This is a genomic window from Methylobacterium sp. 37f (genome assembly GCF_023093475.1).
GTDB lineage: Bacteria > Pseudomonadota > Alphaproteobacteria > Rhizobiales > Beijerinckiaceae > Methylobacterium.
The window spans coordinates 79,286-94,979 of record NZ_JAGHKN010000006.1 but is presented as its reverse complement, the minus strand read 5'-3'; the positions used below and the strand labels follow the sequence as shown (position 1 = coordinate 94,979).

Here is a 15,694-nt window from a genome sequence, read left to right as displayed (position 1 = left end):
TGCCGGCTCAGCGGTTCAGGCTTCGCGGGGCGGCGGCGAGTCGATCAGCGCATCGAGACCTTCGGCGCGCAGGGCCGCCACGTCGCTGGCGAAGACCTCCATCACGGCGGCCCGGATCGCCACCTGCCGGTCGGGCTGCGTCACCCGGGTGCCGGTGAGGTCGGTCACGTAGAACACGTCCACCGCCCGCTCGCCGAAGGTCGCCACATGGGCCGAGGTGATGTTGAGGCTGAGCCGACTCAGCGCCGTCGTCAGCTCGTAGAGCAGGCCCGGGCGATCGAGGCCGGTGATCTCGATCACGGTCTCGCGGCTCGACAGGGCGTTGTCGATGGCCATGTCGGGCGGCACCAGGAAGGTCGGCGCCCGCCCGCTCGGCGGGTGCCGGTCGGCCACCAGGTCGGCGATGCGGATCTCGCCGCGCAGCGCCTTCTCGATCGCGATGGTGATGCGGCCGGCCCGGCGCATCTCGTCCTCGTCGCGCTCGAAGGCCCGCGAGATGAAGATCGAGTCGAGGGCGAAGCCATCCGTGGTGGTGAAGATCTGGGCGTCGACGATGTTGCCGCCCGAGGCCGCGCAGGCCCCCGTGACGATGGCGAGCAGGCGCGGATGGTCGGGCGAGTAGATCGTCAATTCGGTGACGCCGCGGACCGGATCGGTCTCGGTGGCGGTGGCGACGGTGCGGCCCTCCGCCGTCAGCGCCTTGACGAAGCCCGCATGCTTGTACTGGCGCGTCGTGTCGACCTTGAGCCAGTAGGCCTGGTTGTGCCGCGCCGCATAGGCGTCGAAGGTCTCGGATTCCCAGCCGGTGAGCTGCTCGCGCAGCGCCATCTGGATCAGGCGGACGCGATCGGTGCGGGCGATCTCCGAATGCCCGCCGGACAAAACCACCTCGGTCTCGTCGTAGAGGGTGCGGAGCAGCGTGCCCTTCCAGGCGGTCCAGACGCCGGGGCCCACGGCCTTGATGTCGGCGACCGTCAGGATGGTGAGCAGCTTCAGGCGCTCCAGGGTCTGGACCACGCCGGCGAACTTCTCGATGGTCTTGGGGTCCGACAGGTCGCGGCTCTGGGCGGTCATCGACATCAGCAGGTGGTGTTCCACCAGCCAGGCCATCAATTCGGTCTCGGCCGGGGTCAGGCCGAAGCGCGGCCCGAGCTTCTCCGCGATGGCGGCCCCCGCGATGGAATGGTCTTCGGGCCGGCCCTTGGCGATGTCGTGCAGCAGCACCGTGACGTAGAGCGCGCGGCGGTTGCTGATGGTGTCGATCAGCCGCGTGGCGAGGGGATGCTCCTCCTCGGTGCGGCCCGACTCGATCGCCGACAGCACCCCGATGGCGCGGATCAGGTGCTCGTCCACCGTGAAGTGGTGGTACATGTTGAACTGCATCATCGCGACGATGCGGCCGAAATCCGGGATGAAGCGGCCGAGCACGCCGGCCTCGTTCATCAGCCGTAGGATCGTCTCCGGCGAGTTCTTCGAGCTCAAGATGTCGAGGAAGAGCCGGTTGGCCTCCTCGTCGGCCCGCAGGGAATGGCCGATGAGGCGCAGGGAGCGGTTGGCCGCCCGGGTGGCGTCGGGGTGGATCGGCAGGTTGTGGCGGTCGGCGAGCCAGAACAGCCGGATCAGGTTGACGGGATCGCGGCTGAAGGCGTCGGGGTCGCGCAGGTTGATGCGGCCGTGATCGTCGACGAAATCCTCGGCCTCGATGGCGGTGGCGCGGAAGCGGTCGCGGAAGCGGCCGATCCAGCGGTCGAGCACCGGAGTCCGCTTGGCATGGCGCGCCTCCAGGGCCGCGCACACGATGGCGGTGAGGTCGCCGACCTCCTTGGCGATGAGGAAATACGCCTTCATGAAGCGCTCGACGCCCGACAGGCCGCCGCGCGGCTCGTAGCCGAAGCGCTCGGCGATCTTCGGCTGCAGGCCGAAGGACAGGCGCTCCTCGGCCCGGCCGGTGACGAAGTGCATGTGGCAACGCACCCGCCACAGCAGCTCGTCGCAGCGCTCGAACACCCGGTACTCCTCGGGCGTGAACAGCCCGGCGGCCACCAGCTCGCTCTGGTCGCGGACCCGGTAGGTGTACTTGGCGATCCAGAACAGCGTGTTGAGGTCGCGCAGGCCGCCCTTGCCGTCCTTGACGTTCGGCTCGACGAGGTAGCGCGAGGCGCCCGCCTTCGAGACCCGTGCGTCGCGCTCGCGCAGCTTCGCCTCGACGAATTCGGGCGCGGTCCACATCACCAGTTCGGTGTCGAAGCGGGTGACCAACTCCTCGAACAGCACGCGGGTGCCGAACAGGTAGCGCGCCTCCAGGAGCGAGGTGCGGATGGTCATGTCGGCCCGGCCCTCGCGCAGGCATTCCTCCACCGAGCGGGTCGCGTGGCCGACCTTCAGCTTCAGGTCCCACAGCACGTAGAGCATCGCCTCGACGACGCTCTCGGACCAGGCGGTCTGCTTGTAGGGCAGCAGGAACAGCAGATCGATGTCCGAGCCCGGCGCCATCGTGCCCCGGCCGTAGCCGCCGGTGGCCACCACGGCGAGCTGCTCGCCGGTGGAGGGATTGTCGTTCGGGTAGAGCCGCCAGACCACCGCGTCGTGAATCGTGCGGATCACCGCGTCGGTGAGCTGGCTCAAGCGCTGGGCGCAGGCGATGCCGTCGCGCTCCTCCAGCAGCCGCGCCTCGGCATCGGCCCGCCCGAGCTCGATCACCCGGCGCAATTCCGGCACCAGCACCGCCCGCAGACGCGTCGCCTCGCGGGCATCGCGGTCCAGGTTCTCGAGGATGTCTTTGAGGGCGGCGACGGCGTCGAACATGGCCAACCCCGTTAGCATGTTGGCAGAATGACGCCAGCGGCATCACCGCGCGGGCGAGGCGGCGCGCCCCGCCCGCGCGGTGTTTCAGCGGATTCCAGCCGGGAAAAATCGGCCGTGGCGCACGAAGCCGCCGTGGATACCCGATGGGTCACGGTTGCGCCGCAAGGCCGCGCTAGCGCTGCGCCGGACCCCGTCCGATCTCCCGTCACGCGCCCCCCAGCATTCACGAAGGCCCCCGATGCGTTCGATCCTGCATCCGATGTTTGTCCGCCTGGCCGGAGCCCTGCTTCTGACGACCGGGCTGCTCCCGGCGCTCGGGAGCCGGGCCCGGGCGGCCTCGTTCGAGTTCGTGCCGGCCCCGCAGATCGACCTCAACCGGGTCTACCGCGTCGACAAGGTCACGGGCGAGGTCACCTCCTGTCAGTACGGCCTGCGCGAGGGCGCCGTCGGCAGCGTCGGCGTCACCGTGTGCTACGGCTCCGGCGAGGGAGCGAGCGCGCAGGCCCCCTCGGAATACGGTCTCGTGGCCTCGCGCCACACCCGCGAGGCGGGGGTGTTCCGGGTCAATTACCGCACCGGCGAGATGAGCATCTGCTACGTGCAGCTGCAGAAGGAGGCCGTGGTCTGCACCGCCCAGGCGAATCCGACCGGTCCGGGCGCGGACGAAGCCCCGGCCACCGGGGCCGCGCCGGGCCGGGCCGGGCCGAGCGCCACGCCGCCCCAGAGCGGACGCCCCTGACGGCAAGCCTCGCGCAGTGGACGGCAAGCCTCGCGCAGTGGACGGCAAGCCTCGCGCAGCGGACGGCAAGCCTCGCGCAGTGACAGCCACGGCGGAGCGAGGCGGCATCGGCGGCACGCCGCGTTGGACCGGCCGGCCCGGCGTGCTAGGGGCACCCGGTCGCATCCTCCCGCGCCACCAGCGCGCTTCGCTCCCCGCCCCTCGCCCGAGCCGTCCCATGCCGCACGCCCGTTCTTCCGAAGTCGCCGGAGCCCCCGCGTGAGCGGGCCGGATCTGCGCCGCGCCGCGGCCGAGGTCGCCGTCGGGCTGGTCACGCCCGGGATGCGCCTCGGAATCGGCACCGGCTCCACCGCCAACGTCTTCGTCGCATTGCTCGGTGAGCGCGTGCGCGCCGGCCTCGACGTCGTCGGCGTGCCGACCTCCGAGGCGACGCGGGTCGCGGCGGAGGCGGCCGGCATCCGCCTCGCCACCCTGGAGGACCTGCCCGAGCTCGATCTGACCATCGACGGCGCCGACGAGATCGACGGCGCGATGCGCCTCGTGAAGGGCGGCGGCGGCGCGCTGCTGCGCGAGAAGATCGTGGCCTTCGCCAGCCGCCGCATGGTGGTGATCGCCGATGCCGCCAAGCGCGTCGAGACCCTCGGGGCCTTCCCCCTGCCGATCGAGGTCAACGCCTTCGGGCTCGGCGCCACCCGGAAGGCCGTCGCGGCGGCCCTGCGGGCGAGCGGCTGCACCGGGGACATCGTCCTGCGGATGCAGGACGGGGCGCCGTTCGTCAGCGACGGCGGCCATCATATCCTCGACGCCCATCTCCAGCGCATCCCCAACCCCGAAACCCTCTCGGGCGCCCTGTGGGCGGTGCCGGGCGTAGTCGAGCACGGCCTGTTCCTCGGTCTCGCCACCGGCGCCATCCTGGCCGAGGCGCGGGACGGACAGGCGGTGGTGACCCGCCTCGGCACCGTCTGAAGGCAAGCTCGCACGCCGTTCCGCTCACGTTCTGCCGCCCAATCTTTCCTGATTTCGAATTCTTCCCGACTTCTGTCCTTCCCGGAGCGTCCGCCATGTCCCGCCGCCTTGCCGCCCTGGCCGCCCTCATCCTCGCCGGTGCCCCCCTGGCTGCCCTGGCCCAGGCCCCGGCAGCGAAGCCGCCGGCCGCCAACGCCAAGCCCGGCACCAAGCCGCCCGCCCCCGCCGCCGCGGCGCCGAGCACGCCCGCCGCGCAGACGCCCGCCTACTCGGCGAACCATCTGGCGCTCGCCCGGGAGGTGATGCTGAATTCCGGCATCGCCCGCTCGTTCGACTCGATCATCCCCGCCTTCAGCGAGCGGATCCGCCAGGGCGCGGTGACCCGTCCCGAACTGACCAAGGACCTCGATACGGTGCTGGCCTCCCTCGAACCCGAGATGGAGATGCAGAAGCAGACGATGATCGACACGGCCGCGCGCATCTACGCCTCGCGCCTCTCCGAGGCCGAGCTGAACGAGATCGCGACCTTCTTCCGCTCGCCCGCCGGCAAGCGCTACGTTGAGACCCAGCCTCAGGTGCTCGACGAGATGGTGCAGGCCATGCAGAACTGGACCCAGGACGTCTCGGAATACATCATGGTCCGGGTGCGGGCCGAGATGGCCAAGAAGGGCCATCAGCTCCAGTAAGCCCAGCTTGGCGGTTGCTGACCTTGGCGGTTGCTGACCTTGGCGGCTTCTTGACCCTGGCGGTTGCCGCCTTCAGGCGGCGGCCGCCTCGACCCGGTTCCGGCCGGTGCTCTTGGCCCGGTACAGGGCGAGATCGGCGCGCTTGAGCATGTCGGCGGGGCCGGCATCCTCGGCCCGGCGCCAGGCCACCCCGATGGAGACGGTCACCGGCACGGTCCGGGTCTCGCGCTGGATGGCGAAGGGCGCCGCCTCGATCCGCTCGCGGATGCGCTCGGCGATGGCGTAGGCGCCGTCGGCCTCGGCATCGGGCAGGATGATGACGATCTCCTCGCCGCCGTAGCGGGCGACGATGTCGATGCCGCGGGTATGGGTGCGGATGCGCTCCGCGAAGGCCTTGAGCACCTCGTCGCCGGCCTCGTGGCCATAGGTGTCGTTGATCGATTTGAAGCGATCGATGTCGAGCATCAGGGCCGCGACCGGCCGGTTGCGCAGGGCCGCCTCGTTGAACATCGCGCCGAGATGGCTGTCGAGATAGCGCCGGTTGTGCAGCCCCGTCAGGCCGTCGGTGATGGCGAGTTCCATCGAGGCCTGGACGGCGCCCCGCAGGGCGTCCGAGAAGCGGCGGCGGCGCACCTGCGTGCGCACCCGGGCGACGAGTTCGTTCCGGTCCACCGGCCGCATCAGGTAGTCGTGGACGCCGAAATCGAGGCCGCGGATGACCCGGGCGCGGTCATGCTCCTCGGCGATCATCATCACGGGCATCGAGCGGGTGCGGTCGAGGGAGCGCAGCTGGCTGCACAGGCGCAGCCCGTCGAAGCCCTGGATGTCGAGGCTGACGAGAGCGAGGTCGAAGTTGCCCTCCGTGGCCAGCACCAGGGCCCTGTGCGGGTCGGCCTCGACCGTCAGGGTGTGATGCTGGCCCAGCGCCGCGGCGAGGCGGTCGGCCGATCCGGGGCGGTCCTCGACGAGCAGGATCGAGGCGTCGAGCCCGGTCTCGGCGGTCGCGAGGGCGAGCGGATCGCCGATGCCGAAGTCGCGCGAGGCCATGGCGCGGGAGCGCAGCTCGTCCGTCACGGCCTTCAGGCGCACGAGGCTGCGCACCCGGGCGAACAGGGCGGTGTCGTCGATCGGTTTCGTCAGGAAATCGTCGGCGCCCGCATCGAGGCCGCGCAGGCGGTCCGAGGGCTGGTCGAGGGCCGTGACCATGACCACCGGAAGATGGGCGGTGTTGGGGTTGCTCTTGAGCCGGCGGCAGACCTCGAAGCCGTCCATGCCGGGCATCATCACGTCGAGCAGCACGAGGTCGCAGAGGCCCTTCTCGCAGATCGCGAGGGCATCGGGTCCGTTCATCGCCGCCAGAACGTCGAAATACTCCAGGGAGAGCTTGGTCTCCAGGAGCTTCACGTTCGGGAAGAGATCATCGACGATCAGGATGCGGGCCGACATCGTTCCTCGCGCAAGGTCGTTCGTTCTAGGCCGTCGGGGACGCGGTGTGCGAGGCGATCGGGTCAGGCGGTCCGGGCGTCGCCCAGGTATTGGCGGACGGTGGCGAGGAACTTCGCCACCGAGATCGGTTTCGACAGGTAGGCCTCGCAGCCGCCCTCGCGGATGCGCTCCTCGTCGCCCTTCATGGCGAAGGCCGTGATGGCGATGACGGGGATCCCCTTGAGGTCGTCGTCCTCCTTGAGCCACTTCGTGACTTCGAGGCCGGACACCTCGGGCAACTGGATGTCCATCAGGATCAGGTCGGGGTGGTGGGCGCGGGCGAGCTCGATGGCCTCGATGCCGTTGGCGGTCTTCAACGTGGCGTAGCCATGGCCCTCCAACAGGTCGTTGAAGAGCTTCATGTTGAGTTCGTTGTCCTCGACGATGAGCACCGTCTTCTTCATGGCCCGTTGTCCCCGATGCGTGGACGGCCCATTGTCGTTCGACGCATGCCCCGCCTGAGGAGATTTAGCGGATACATGTTGACGAAACGCAAACCCAATGGCGGAGACGCCTCCGCCGAAGGCCTGGCCCTGGCGGCCCTCGCCTGGATGGCCACCGACGACGAGCGCCTGTTTCCGTTCCTGAACGCCACCGGCGTCACCCCCGAGACCTTGCGGGCCAGTGCCCAGGACCCTGGATTCCTGGCCGGCATCCTCGATCATATCATGGGTGACGAGGCGACGCTCATGGCCTGTGCCGAGGCCCTCGACGTCAAGCCGGACCGCATCGCCGCCGCCTGGCGCCGCCTCGGCCCGCCGGACTTCGACGACGGTCTCTAGGCAGCGATCCCCAGCGGAGGCGGGGCGCACGGGTCGCCGCGGCCGATCCGGCGCGCTAGGGTCGGCCTTGCGGGCGCGACGCGCACCCCCTCCGGAGACCAAGCCATGCCTCTCGCCGCCACCATGAGCGCCTGGGCGCCGCGCCTGCTCAGCGTCCTGCGGATCATGTCGGGCCTGCTGTTCCTGGAGCACGGCACCCAGAAGCTGTTCGGTTTCCCCGCCCGGATGGGCGGTGGACCCGCGCCCGACCTGCTCTCCCTGCCGGGCATCGCCGGCGGCCTCGAGCTGGTGGGCGGCACGCTGATCGTCCTCGGGCTGTTCACCCGGCCGGTGGCCTTCCTGCTCTCGGGCCAGATGGCGGTCGCGTATTTCCTGGCGCATGCGCCCAAGAGCCCGTTCCCGGCGCTCAACGGCGGCGATGCCGCGATCCTGTTCTGCTTCGTCTTCCTCTACCTCGTCGCCGCCGGTCCCGGCCCCTGGAGCCTCGACGCCCAGCGCCGCGGCCGGATCTGAACGGCGGTCCCGGGGCCTGTCAGGCGCGGAAGCGCCAGACGCTGCTGCGCTTGATCTCGGCATCCTCCAGGCTCCGGCTCACCGGCACCGTGTAGGTCGCCAGCTCGGTCAGGCGGTCGCGCGGCAGGTAGGACCGGCCGGGATCGCCCACCAGCACGGTGGCGCCGCGCGCATGAAGGCCCGAGAGCCATTCGGTGACGCGACCCGCGAGGTCCTGCTCGTAGAAGATGTCGGCGGCGAGCACCACGGCGCTGCCGGGGTCCGAGCCGATGAGGTCGCGCGACACCGCCTCGATCCGGCCGGCGACGCCGTTGGCCTCCGCGTTCAGGCCGATGGCCGGGATCGCGAAGGGATCGAGGTCGCTGGCGGTGACGTGGACCGCGCCGGCCTTCGCCGCCGCGATCGCCACGAGGCCCGAGCCCGAGGCGAAATCCAGGACCCGGCGTCCCGCCACGATCCCGGGCGTGTCGAGAAGGTAGCGGGCGAGCGCCTGGCCGCCGGCCCAGGCGAAGGCCCAGAACGGCGGCGGCAGGCCGATCGCCTCCAACTCGTCCTCGGTCTTCTGCCACAGCTCGGTGGCCTCGTCGGCCACGTGCAGGACGATTTCGGGCGCGTGCGGCACCGGTCGCAGCCGGGTGTTGGCCCGGATGAACGCGAGGGGATCGGCGGACGCGATCATGCGCGGGCGAGGTCTTCGTACAGGGTCCGGGCCGCGGCCCCGAGCCCGTCCGGCCCGACGAGCGCCAGCCCGGTCTCGGCCGGATCGAGCCCCAGGGCGGCGGCATCGGCCGCGGTCTCGCACAGGAAACGGGTGGAGCGGGTGGCGAGCGCCCCCCGGACCACGCCGCGGAGCGCCAGGCGCGACAGGCGCCCGGCCGCGTCGGTGCGGGCGCCGAGGGCGGCAAGGTCGTCGGGCTGGTAGATGCGGGCGCCGAGGCCCGCCATCGCGGCGGCCGAGCCGCCGACCACGATGGCGCGCAGGCCGAGGCAGTGGATCAGGTCGGTCTCCAGCGCCCGGAGGATGCCGGCGAGCTGGCCGGCCTCGTAGCCGGCCGCCATCGGGTTGAGACGGGACACCCCCAGGGCGAAGGGGACCACGCGGGCGCCAAGCGCCTCGATCGCGGCGCGATGGTCGACGACCCGCGTCACCACCGTGGGCCTCAACCCCGCCGCCAGGGCCGCCTCGATCAGGACCGGGAAGCGCGCCGCGAAGGTCGCGTCGTCGGGGCTGAGGAGGACGAGGCGTCGGGACGCAGCCGGGGAGGAGGCCGAGGAGGAGACTGTGGAGGAGGCGGAGGCGGGGTGTTCCATCGGACCGGATGTAGCACGTCGGCGCCCGGAACACGGTATGGCGCGGCCCCGTTGATCGACAACCAGAAACGTCAGGGATGGGTGCCAGCATGGCGACGGCGCGCGACGAAGAGGGCACGGTGGCCGATCCGCGCGACGCGGCCGAGGAGGCCGGCCTGCGCTACGTCGACGACGCGATGCCGGGGCTGACCCGCGTCAAGAGCGGCACCGGCTTCCGCTACCGGGATGCCCAGGGGCGGCCGGTGCGGGACGAGACGGTTCTGGCCCGCATCCGCGCGCTCGCCATCCCGCCGGCCTATACCGATGTCTGGATCTGTCCCAAGGCCAACGGCCACATCCAGGCGACCGGACGCGACGCCAAGGGGCGCAAGCAGTACCGCTATCACCCGGATTTCCGTGCGGCCCGGGACCTGACCAAATTCGAGCACGTGATGGCCTTCGCCGACGCGCTGCCGGCCATCCGCGCCCGGGTGGACGCCGATATGGGCCGCAGCGGCCTGCCCCGCGAGAAGGTGCTGGCCACCGTGGTCCACCTCCTGGAGACCACGCTGATCCGGGTCGGCAACGACGATTACGCCCGCACCAACAAGAGCTTCGGCCTCACCACCCTGCGCGACCGCCACGCCCGGATCGAGGGCGCGGACCTCACCTTCCGCTTCAAGGGCAAGAGCGGCAAGACCTGGGACCTCGGCCTCAAGGACCGGCGCGTGGCCCGGATCGTCAAGGCCTGCCAGGACCTGCCGGGCCAGGAGCTGTTTCAGTATCGCGATGCGGACGGCACCGTGCGCGACGTGACCTCGGCGGACGTGAACGCGTATTTGCGCGAGATCACCGGACGGGACATCACCGCCAAGGACTTCCGGACCTGGGCCGGGACGGTGCTGGCCGCCCTGGCGCTGCAGGAATTCGAGGCCTTCGACAGCGAGGCCAAGGCCAAGAAGAACCTGCGCACCGCCATTGAGGGCGTCGCCGCGCGCCTCGGCAACACGCCGACCATCTGCCGCAAGTGCTACATCCACCCGCAGGTGCTGGATTGTTACCTCGAAGGCGCCCTGCTGCTGCAGATCAAGGATGCGGTGGAGGAGGAGCTGCGCGAGGACCTCGACGGCCTCAGGCCCGAGGAAGCCGCAGTGCTCGGCCTCCTCCAGGCGCGGCTGGCCGAGGTGAAGGACGACACGGGCCGAGACCTCTCGGATCAAGGAGCCGGCAAGGCGGCTGAGAAGGCAGTCGGGAAGGCGGCCGGGAAGGCGGCTGGCAAGACAGCCGAGCAGGCCACCGGGAAGGTTACGAGGAAGTCCGTCCGCAAGCGGGTCGCGAAGGCGGTCGATGCCGTCGCCGGCCGGAAGACCACCTCCAAAGCGAAGACCCCACCGAAGAAAGCGGCGTCCAAGCAGGCTCCGGAAAAGAAGACGGCGGGACAGGAGCTCCGGCGCCCTGAAACCTCCGACGCCGCACGGGAGCACGCAGCCTCGTAGGAAAGACCTGACCCTCGGGGCCCGCGCCGAACGTCCGGGGCGGGCGAATGTCTGCCGGCCTGCTTTTACGCCGGAGCTGACTTTGCCGTTTGGCATCTTGGCGCTCCGAGGCAGGGAACCCGGACTGAGCCGGGTCCCTGATCCGAGGGTCAGGCGAAGGCGTCGTCGCTGGGCGTCGACACTTGCCCCCGCGCACCGCCCGCGCTGACCAGGATTTGCCCTTCCGACAGGCCTGCACCGTCCTGCACCTCGTACACTCGCGCATGGCCCGAGGCGCCACCAGCTCCAGCGTCGAGCCCGCGGCAAAGCCCGTGAAGCGGATCACGTCGCCGCTGGTCTGGCCCGCATCCTGGAAGTCCACGAGCAGGTCGGTGGCGCCCCTGACGGCGATGTCGCCAAGGGCGATGCGGAAAATGTCGTTGCCTGCACCGCCGCCCATTCGGTCAGCCCCGACGACTGCCAGCACGCTGGGTCGGGTCGGGCTCCGCCGGCCTACGCGATGGCCGTATGGGGTGGGGGAGCGGCCCCTCACCCTCCGCCCTGAAGCGGACGTTCCGCCTCCGACCCAACTACCACGAAGAAGCGATTTCGTCGGGGGCTCTGACGCAGACCTAATCCGTGCCTTCGTTGCGGTCTGCTTGCCCAAGCACGATCCGCTGCAACGCGCCGACGGCTGTCTCGATCTGCGTTTCGTTGAGCGACGAGTAGCCGAAGACCAGCATGTCGTCCCGTGCACCCGGATCGAAGTCGTAGGCAGCTCCGCTCGAAAGGGCGTAGACGCCGATGCCCTGCTCTCGCGCCATGATCTGGATCTGCCGAGCGGGCGGAAAGCCGGGCGGGAGGCGCCAGACCAGGTGCAGGCCACTCTCGCCGCCGAGGACGACAGCCCCGTCGAACGTCCTGCGAAGTGCTCCAACCAGACAGTCACGGCGCGCCTTGTAGACCTGCCTCAGGCGGCGCAGGTGCCGGTCGAAGTGCCCCTCGTCGATGAAGGCGGCGAGCGCGGCCTGCTCAAGCCAGGCCTGGCCATTGCTCATCCGTGCTTTCAGCATCCGCGCCTCGTCCCAAAACATGCGCGGGACCGTGGCGAAGCCGATGCGCAGGCCGGCGCCTACCGACTTCGAGAACGTCCCGGCGTAGAAGACGCGCCGGCCTCCGTCGAGACCGGCCAGAGCCGTCAGCGGCGGCCCGTCGTACCGGAAGTCGCTGTCGTAATCGTCCTCGACGATGTAGCTGTCGGTTTCCTCCGCCCATCGCAGCAGGGCCAGGCGCCGCGTCAGCGGCATGGTGGCTCCGGTTGGGAATTGATGCGACGGCGTGACGTAGAGCAGGCTGCCTTTGGCCGTGGGCAGGAGGTCCGTTCGCAGCCCCTCGCCGTCGACCGGAACCGGATGGATCTCCAGACCGGCGTTCCGGAAGATGAGCGAGGCTCCGAGGTAGCAGGGATTCTCGATGCAGAGTTGCCGGGTGTGTCCCTTCAGCAAGTTGAACACGAGGTTGAGCGCGTCCTGCCCACCCGTGGTCACGATGACCTGATCTTCCGTCACCGCCACCGCTCTGGCGCGCCGCAGGTGCGTGCTGATGGCCATGCGCAAATCCGGGAGGCCGGCCGGATCGCAGTAATCGGTGAGGTAGGCCGTCTCCCGCGCCAGAAGCCGCGTCACGATCCGTCGCCAGATGGCCAGCGGGAACCCCGCCGGATCGGACCGCCCGACCCAGAAGTCGAGTTCGGGTCGGTCGCCGCCGCCGCCGGGCGAGCCGGCGAAGCACAGCAGGGGTTCGCTCGATGCGTCCGGCACCGGGCCGTTCGTCAGGGACCGACTGCCCTGTTGGATCAGGAGGAGACTATCCGGCGAGATCGGCTCCACGAACAGGCCCGCCGTGCCGCGCGCCCTCACGTAGCCCTCCGCCGCAAGGCGTTCATAGGCCAGCAACACCGTGTTGCGGGACACGCGGAGGCGCTCCGCCAGCAATCGGCTTGGAGGCAGTGCCATGCCGGCCTTGATCTGCCCATCCAGGATGATCTCCCGAACCTGGTCGAACACCTGTGCCTGGAGCGGCTTCTCGGACTTGGCGTCTAGGGTGAGCGTCAGTTCCACACGTTCCATCCTGCCCGAGGTCGCCTGCTGGCCGTGACGTACCCCGTCCCTGTCGTCACGAACCAAGCCTCAGGCGGACCGCGCCGATCCGCGACAAAACCGTTGGTACCATGGCCCAACACTCATTTGGCCCTTCCACCGGACCAAAATTTGGAATTGTTTGCACTTGAGTGCATTGTGCTGACGCACTGGGCCGGCCCGCCAGAAAAATAAGGCGGGACGCTCGGCCGTGGAGGAAACATGAACGAGATCGTCAAGCCCGACTCCCTGATCGTCGCCGAGGCCGAGAGCCTGACCGAGACCTTCTTCGGCGGCTGCCCGCACGACTGTCCCGACACCTGCTCGATGATCTTCGAGGTCAAGGACGGGGAGCTGCTCGGCGTGCGCGGCAATCCGGATCATCCGATGACCCGCGGCGGTTTGTGCGTGAAGCTGAAGGACTACGAGAAGCGCCATTACCACCCGGACCGGCTGCTCTACCCGATGAAGCGCGTCGGCCCGAAGGGCTCCAAGCAGTTCGAGCGCATCACATGGGACGAGGCCCTCGACACCATCGTCACGCGCTGGAAGGCGATCATCGACCAGTACGGCCCCGAGGCGATCGCGCCCTACAGCTACCTCGGCAACCAGGGCCTGGTGCACGGGTTGAACGGCGGCGATGCCTTCTTCAACCGCATGGGCGCCACCGTGACCGAGCGCACCTTCTGCGGCGAGGGCTCGTGCACTGCCTGGCTTCTCACCGTCGGCCCGACCGCGGGACTCGACCCGGACAGCTACATCCACTCCAAGTACATCGTGATCTGGGCCTGCAACTCGGTCAGCACGAACCTGCACCACTGGGCCATCGTCAAGGACGCCCAGAAGAAGGGCGCCAAGGTCGTCGTCATCGACACCTACGCCTCCCGCACCGCCAAGGCGGCCGACTGGCACATCGCGCCGAAGCCCGGCACCGATGGCGCGCTCGCCATGGCGCTCATCAACTCGATCATCGAGCAAGGCCTGGTCGACCAAGACTACGTCGACAACTACACGGTCGGCTTCGAGGAGTTGAAGGAGCGGGCCAGCACCCGCACGCCGGAATGGGCTGCCGAGATCACCGGCGTCCCGGCCGAGGACATCCGCAAGCTCGCCCGCGAGATGGCGACCGAGCAGCCGGTCGGCATCCGCATGGGCGTGGCGCTGGAACGGCATTACGGCGGTGGCCAGACCATCCGGGCGGTGTCGTCCATCCCGGCGCTCACCGGCGCCTGGCGCCACGTCGGCGGCGGCGTCACCCAGTTCGGTGTCTGGGAGCATCCCTACAAGTTCGACGTGATGTGCCGGCCCGACCTGATCCCGGAGGGTACCCGCGTCATCAGCAACCTTCAGATCGGACGCGCGCTCACCGGCGAGCTGAAGCTCGACCCGCCGATCATGTCGATGATGTGCTGGAACTCGAACCCCGTCACGCAGGCGCCCGAGACCGACAAGATCGTCGCCGGGCTGATGCGCGAGGACCTGTTCATGGTCTCGGCCGAGCACTTCATCTCGGACACCGCCTCCTATGCCGACATCGTGCTTCCGGCGACGATGGGCGCGGAGATGGAGGACATGATCCTGTCCTGGGGCCACCTCTACCTGACCTACAACACCAAATGCGCGGATGCGCCCGGCGAGGCGATCCCGAACAACGAGATCTTCCGCCAGCTCGCGGCCCGGCTCGGTTTTGAGGAAGAGAACTTCAAGTGGACCGACACGGAGTGCCTGGAGCACTACGTCGACTGGAACGCCCCGGCCTGCGAGGGCATCGACCTCCAGTACATGCGCGAGCACGGCTTCGCCCGGCTGAAGGTCGGCACGCCGGACGACCGCGCGCCCCACCGCGAGGGCAACTTCCCGACGCCGACCGGCAAGTGCATGTTCATGGTCGAGGGCGCCACGAACTTCGTCGCGCCACCGTTCCGGCAGATGTACGAGGGCTTCCAGCCCGGCGAAGCGCTCGATCCGCTACCCGACTACCTCGGCCCGCGCGAGTCCCACACCAACGACCCGGCACTGGCCAAGCGCTTCCCGCTCAACATCGTCTCGCCCAAGAGCCACTACTTCCTGAACTCCTGCTACGCCAACATGGAGGACAAGCAGAAGGGCCAGGGCGAGCAGTTCGTGATGATCAACCAAGCCGACGCCGACACCCGCGGTATCAGGGACGGCGACAAGGTTCAGGTTGCCAACGACCGCGGCGCCTTCAAAGGCGTGGCGCGCATCACCGACGATGTGAAGGCCGGCATCGTGGTCGCGACGCTCGGCTACTGGCGTCAGCTCAACGAGGGCACGGTCAACAGCATCTCCTCGGGGGCCTTCACCGACATGGGCCACGCCCCGTCCTTCTCGGACAACCTCGTCGAGGTGGCCCGGGCGAACTGAGGTCAACGCTTGGCTGCGCAGCAAACAGGCGTCCTACGGGACGCTTGTTCCTGATCCACGGTTCTTTGGTCAGCCTGCGCCGAGAACGCATTGTGAGAGCCCCCGGGTGTTCGTCGAAAGCACGGCCAGGTGTCCGCTTCTTCCATCCTCACGCCCGAACGCGGACCGGAAAAAATCCATCCGGTTCAGGCGTCGGTCATCCTCCACCGAGCTGCTGCGAAGCGGAGCTTCTTGAGGTCGGTGAAGGGACACAAAGAGACGGAACCGAGTGTCAGGTTCTACCCACGAGAAGCTTTCCGCGATCCCGTGTCGTTTGGGCACGCCGGTCGGAGAGCAACGGCGCTGGCGTGAGACCGTTGGCGCAAGCTGTCGTCGGCAGACTGTCTTGGACAAGCTGTCTTGGGCAAGCTCTCCCGGGTTGAGGATACCA

At 69.3% G+C, this 15,694-nt stretch carries 13 protein-coding genes; 7 read left to right on the top strand and 6 right to left on the bottom strand.

The features are described 5' to 3' along the window. Positions 1 to 15: 15 nt before the first annotated feature. A complete protein-coding gene (locus J7U37_RS06175; protein WP_056485403.1) occupies positions 16 to 2,805 on the bottom strand; it encodes a [protein-PII] uridylyltransferase in 2,790 nt (929 codons plus the stop codon). 238 nt (positions 2,806 to 3,043) lie between these two features. Here J7U37_RS06175 and J7U37_RS06170 point away from each other — a divergent pair, with 238 nt between their 5' ends. From J7U37_RS06170 to J7U37_RS06160, 3 genes are all read left to right on the top strand, one after another. Then, on the top strand, positions 3,044 to 3,544 hold the full coding sequence (locus tag J7U37_RS06170; protein WP_247635140.1) for a hypothetical protein: 501 nt from the start codon (positions 3,044 to 3,046) through the stop codon (positions 3,542 to 3,544). A 258-nt stretch (positions 3,545 to 3,802) separates the two neighbouring features. Further along, complete coding sequence (gene rpiA / locus J7U37_RS06165) at positions 3,803 to 4,510, top strand: ribose-5-phosphate isomerase RpiA (RefSeq protein WP_247635139.1); 708 nt, start codon at positions 3,803 to 3,805, stop codon at positions 4,508 to 4,510. 95 nt (positions 4,511 to 4,605) lie between these two features. Beyond that, a complete protein-coding gene (locus J7U37_RS06160) occupies positions 4,606 to 5,196 on the top strand; it encodes a DUF2059 domain-containing protein (RefSeq protein ID WP_247635138.1) in 591 nt (196 codons plus the stop codon). A 72-nt stretch (positions 5,197 to 5,268) separates the two neighbouring features. Here J7U37_RS06160 and J7U37_RS06155 read toward each other — a convergent pair whose 3' ends face one another. Both J7U37_RS06155 and J7U37_RS06150 read right to left on the bottom strand, forming a co-directional pair. Further along, positions 5,269 to 6,642 carry a PleD family two-component system response regulator gene (locus J7U37_RS06155; RefSeq protein WP_056182433.1) on the bottom strand — a complete coding sequence of 458 codons (1,374 nt, stop codon included), beginning with the start codon at positions 6,640 to 6,642 and terminating at the stop codon, positions 5,269 to 5,271. A gap of 62 nt (positions 6,643 to 6,704) precedes the next feature. Next, entirely contained in the window at positions 6,705 to 7,085 is a 381-nt protein-coding gene (locus J7U37_RS06150; RefSeq protein ID WP_056182436.1) for a response regulator, read from the bottom strand. A 75-nt stretch (positions 7,086 to 7,160) separates the two neighbouring features. Here J7U37_RS06150 and J7U37_RS06145 point away from each other — a divergent pair, with 75 nt between their 5' ends. Both J7U37_RS06145 and J7U37_RS06140 read left to right on the top strand, forming a co-directional pair. Then, entirely contained in the window at positions 7,161 to 7,463 is a 303-nt protein-coding gene (locus J7U37_RS06145; protein WP_056485409.1) for a DUF3572 domain-containing protein, read from the top strand. A 105-nt stretch (positions 7,464 to 7,568) separates the two neighbouring features. After that, entirely contained in the window at positions 7,569 to 7,976 is a 408-nt protein-coding gene (locus J7U37_RS06140) for a DoxX family protein (RefSeq protein ID WP_056182442.1), read from the top strand. A 19-nt stretch (positions 7,977 to 7,995) separates the two neighbouring features. Here J7U37_RS06140 and J7U37_RS06135 read toward each other — a convergent pair whose 3' ends face one another. Together J7U37_RS06135 and J7U37_RS06130 are read right to left on the bottom strand one after the other, a co-directional pair. Continuing rightward, positions 7,996 to 8,655, bottom strand: coding sequence for a methyltransferase (locus J7U37_RS06135; protein WP_056485413.1), 660 nt, complete (start codon positions 8,653 to 8,655; stop codon positions 7,996 to 7,998). After that, a complete protein-coding gene (locus tag J7U37_RS06130; protein ID WP_247635137.1) occupies positions 8,652 to 9,287 on the bottom strand; it encodes a hypothetical protein in 636 nt (211 codons plus the stop codon). The genes J7U37_RS06135 and J7U37_RS06130 overlap by 4 nt, the downstream gene beginning before the upstream one ends. A gap of 89 nt (positions 9,288 to 9,376) precedes the next feature. Here J7U37_RS06130 and J7U37_RS06125 point away from each other — a divergent pair, with 89 nt between their 5' ends. Beyond that, entirely contained in the window at positions 9,377 to 10,762 is a 1,386-nt protein-coding gene (locus tag J7U37_RS06125; RefSeq protein WP_247635136.1) for a DNA topoisomerase IB, read from the top strand. 611 nt (positions 10,763 to 11,373) lie between these two features. On the opposite strand, the gene J7U37_RS06120 is transcribed toward J7U37_RS06125, so the two are convergent. Next, positions 11,374 to 12,861, bottom strand: coding sequence for a PLP-dependent aminotransferase family protein (locus tag J7U37_RS06120; RefSeq protein WP_056182452.1), 1,488 nt, complete (start codon positions 12,859 to 12,861; stop codon positions 11,374 to 11,376). A 240-nt stretch (positions 12,862 to 13,101) separates the two neighbouring features. Here J7U37_RS06120 and J7U37_RS06115 point away from each other — a divergent pair, with 240 nt between their 5' ends. Further along, complete coding sequence (locus J7U37_RS06115; RefSeq protein ID WP_247635135.1) at positions 13,102 to 15,264, top strand: molybdopterin oxidoreductase family protein; 2,163 nt, start codon at positions 13,102 to 13,104, stop codon at positions 15,262 to 15,264. Positions 15,265 to 15,694 lie beyond the last annotated feature (430 nt).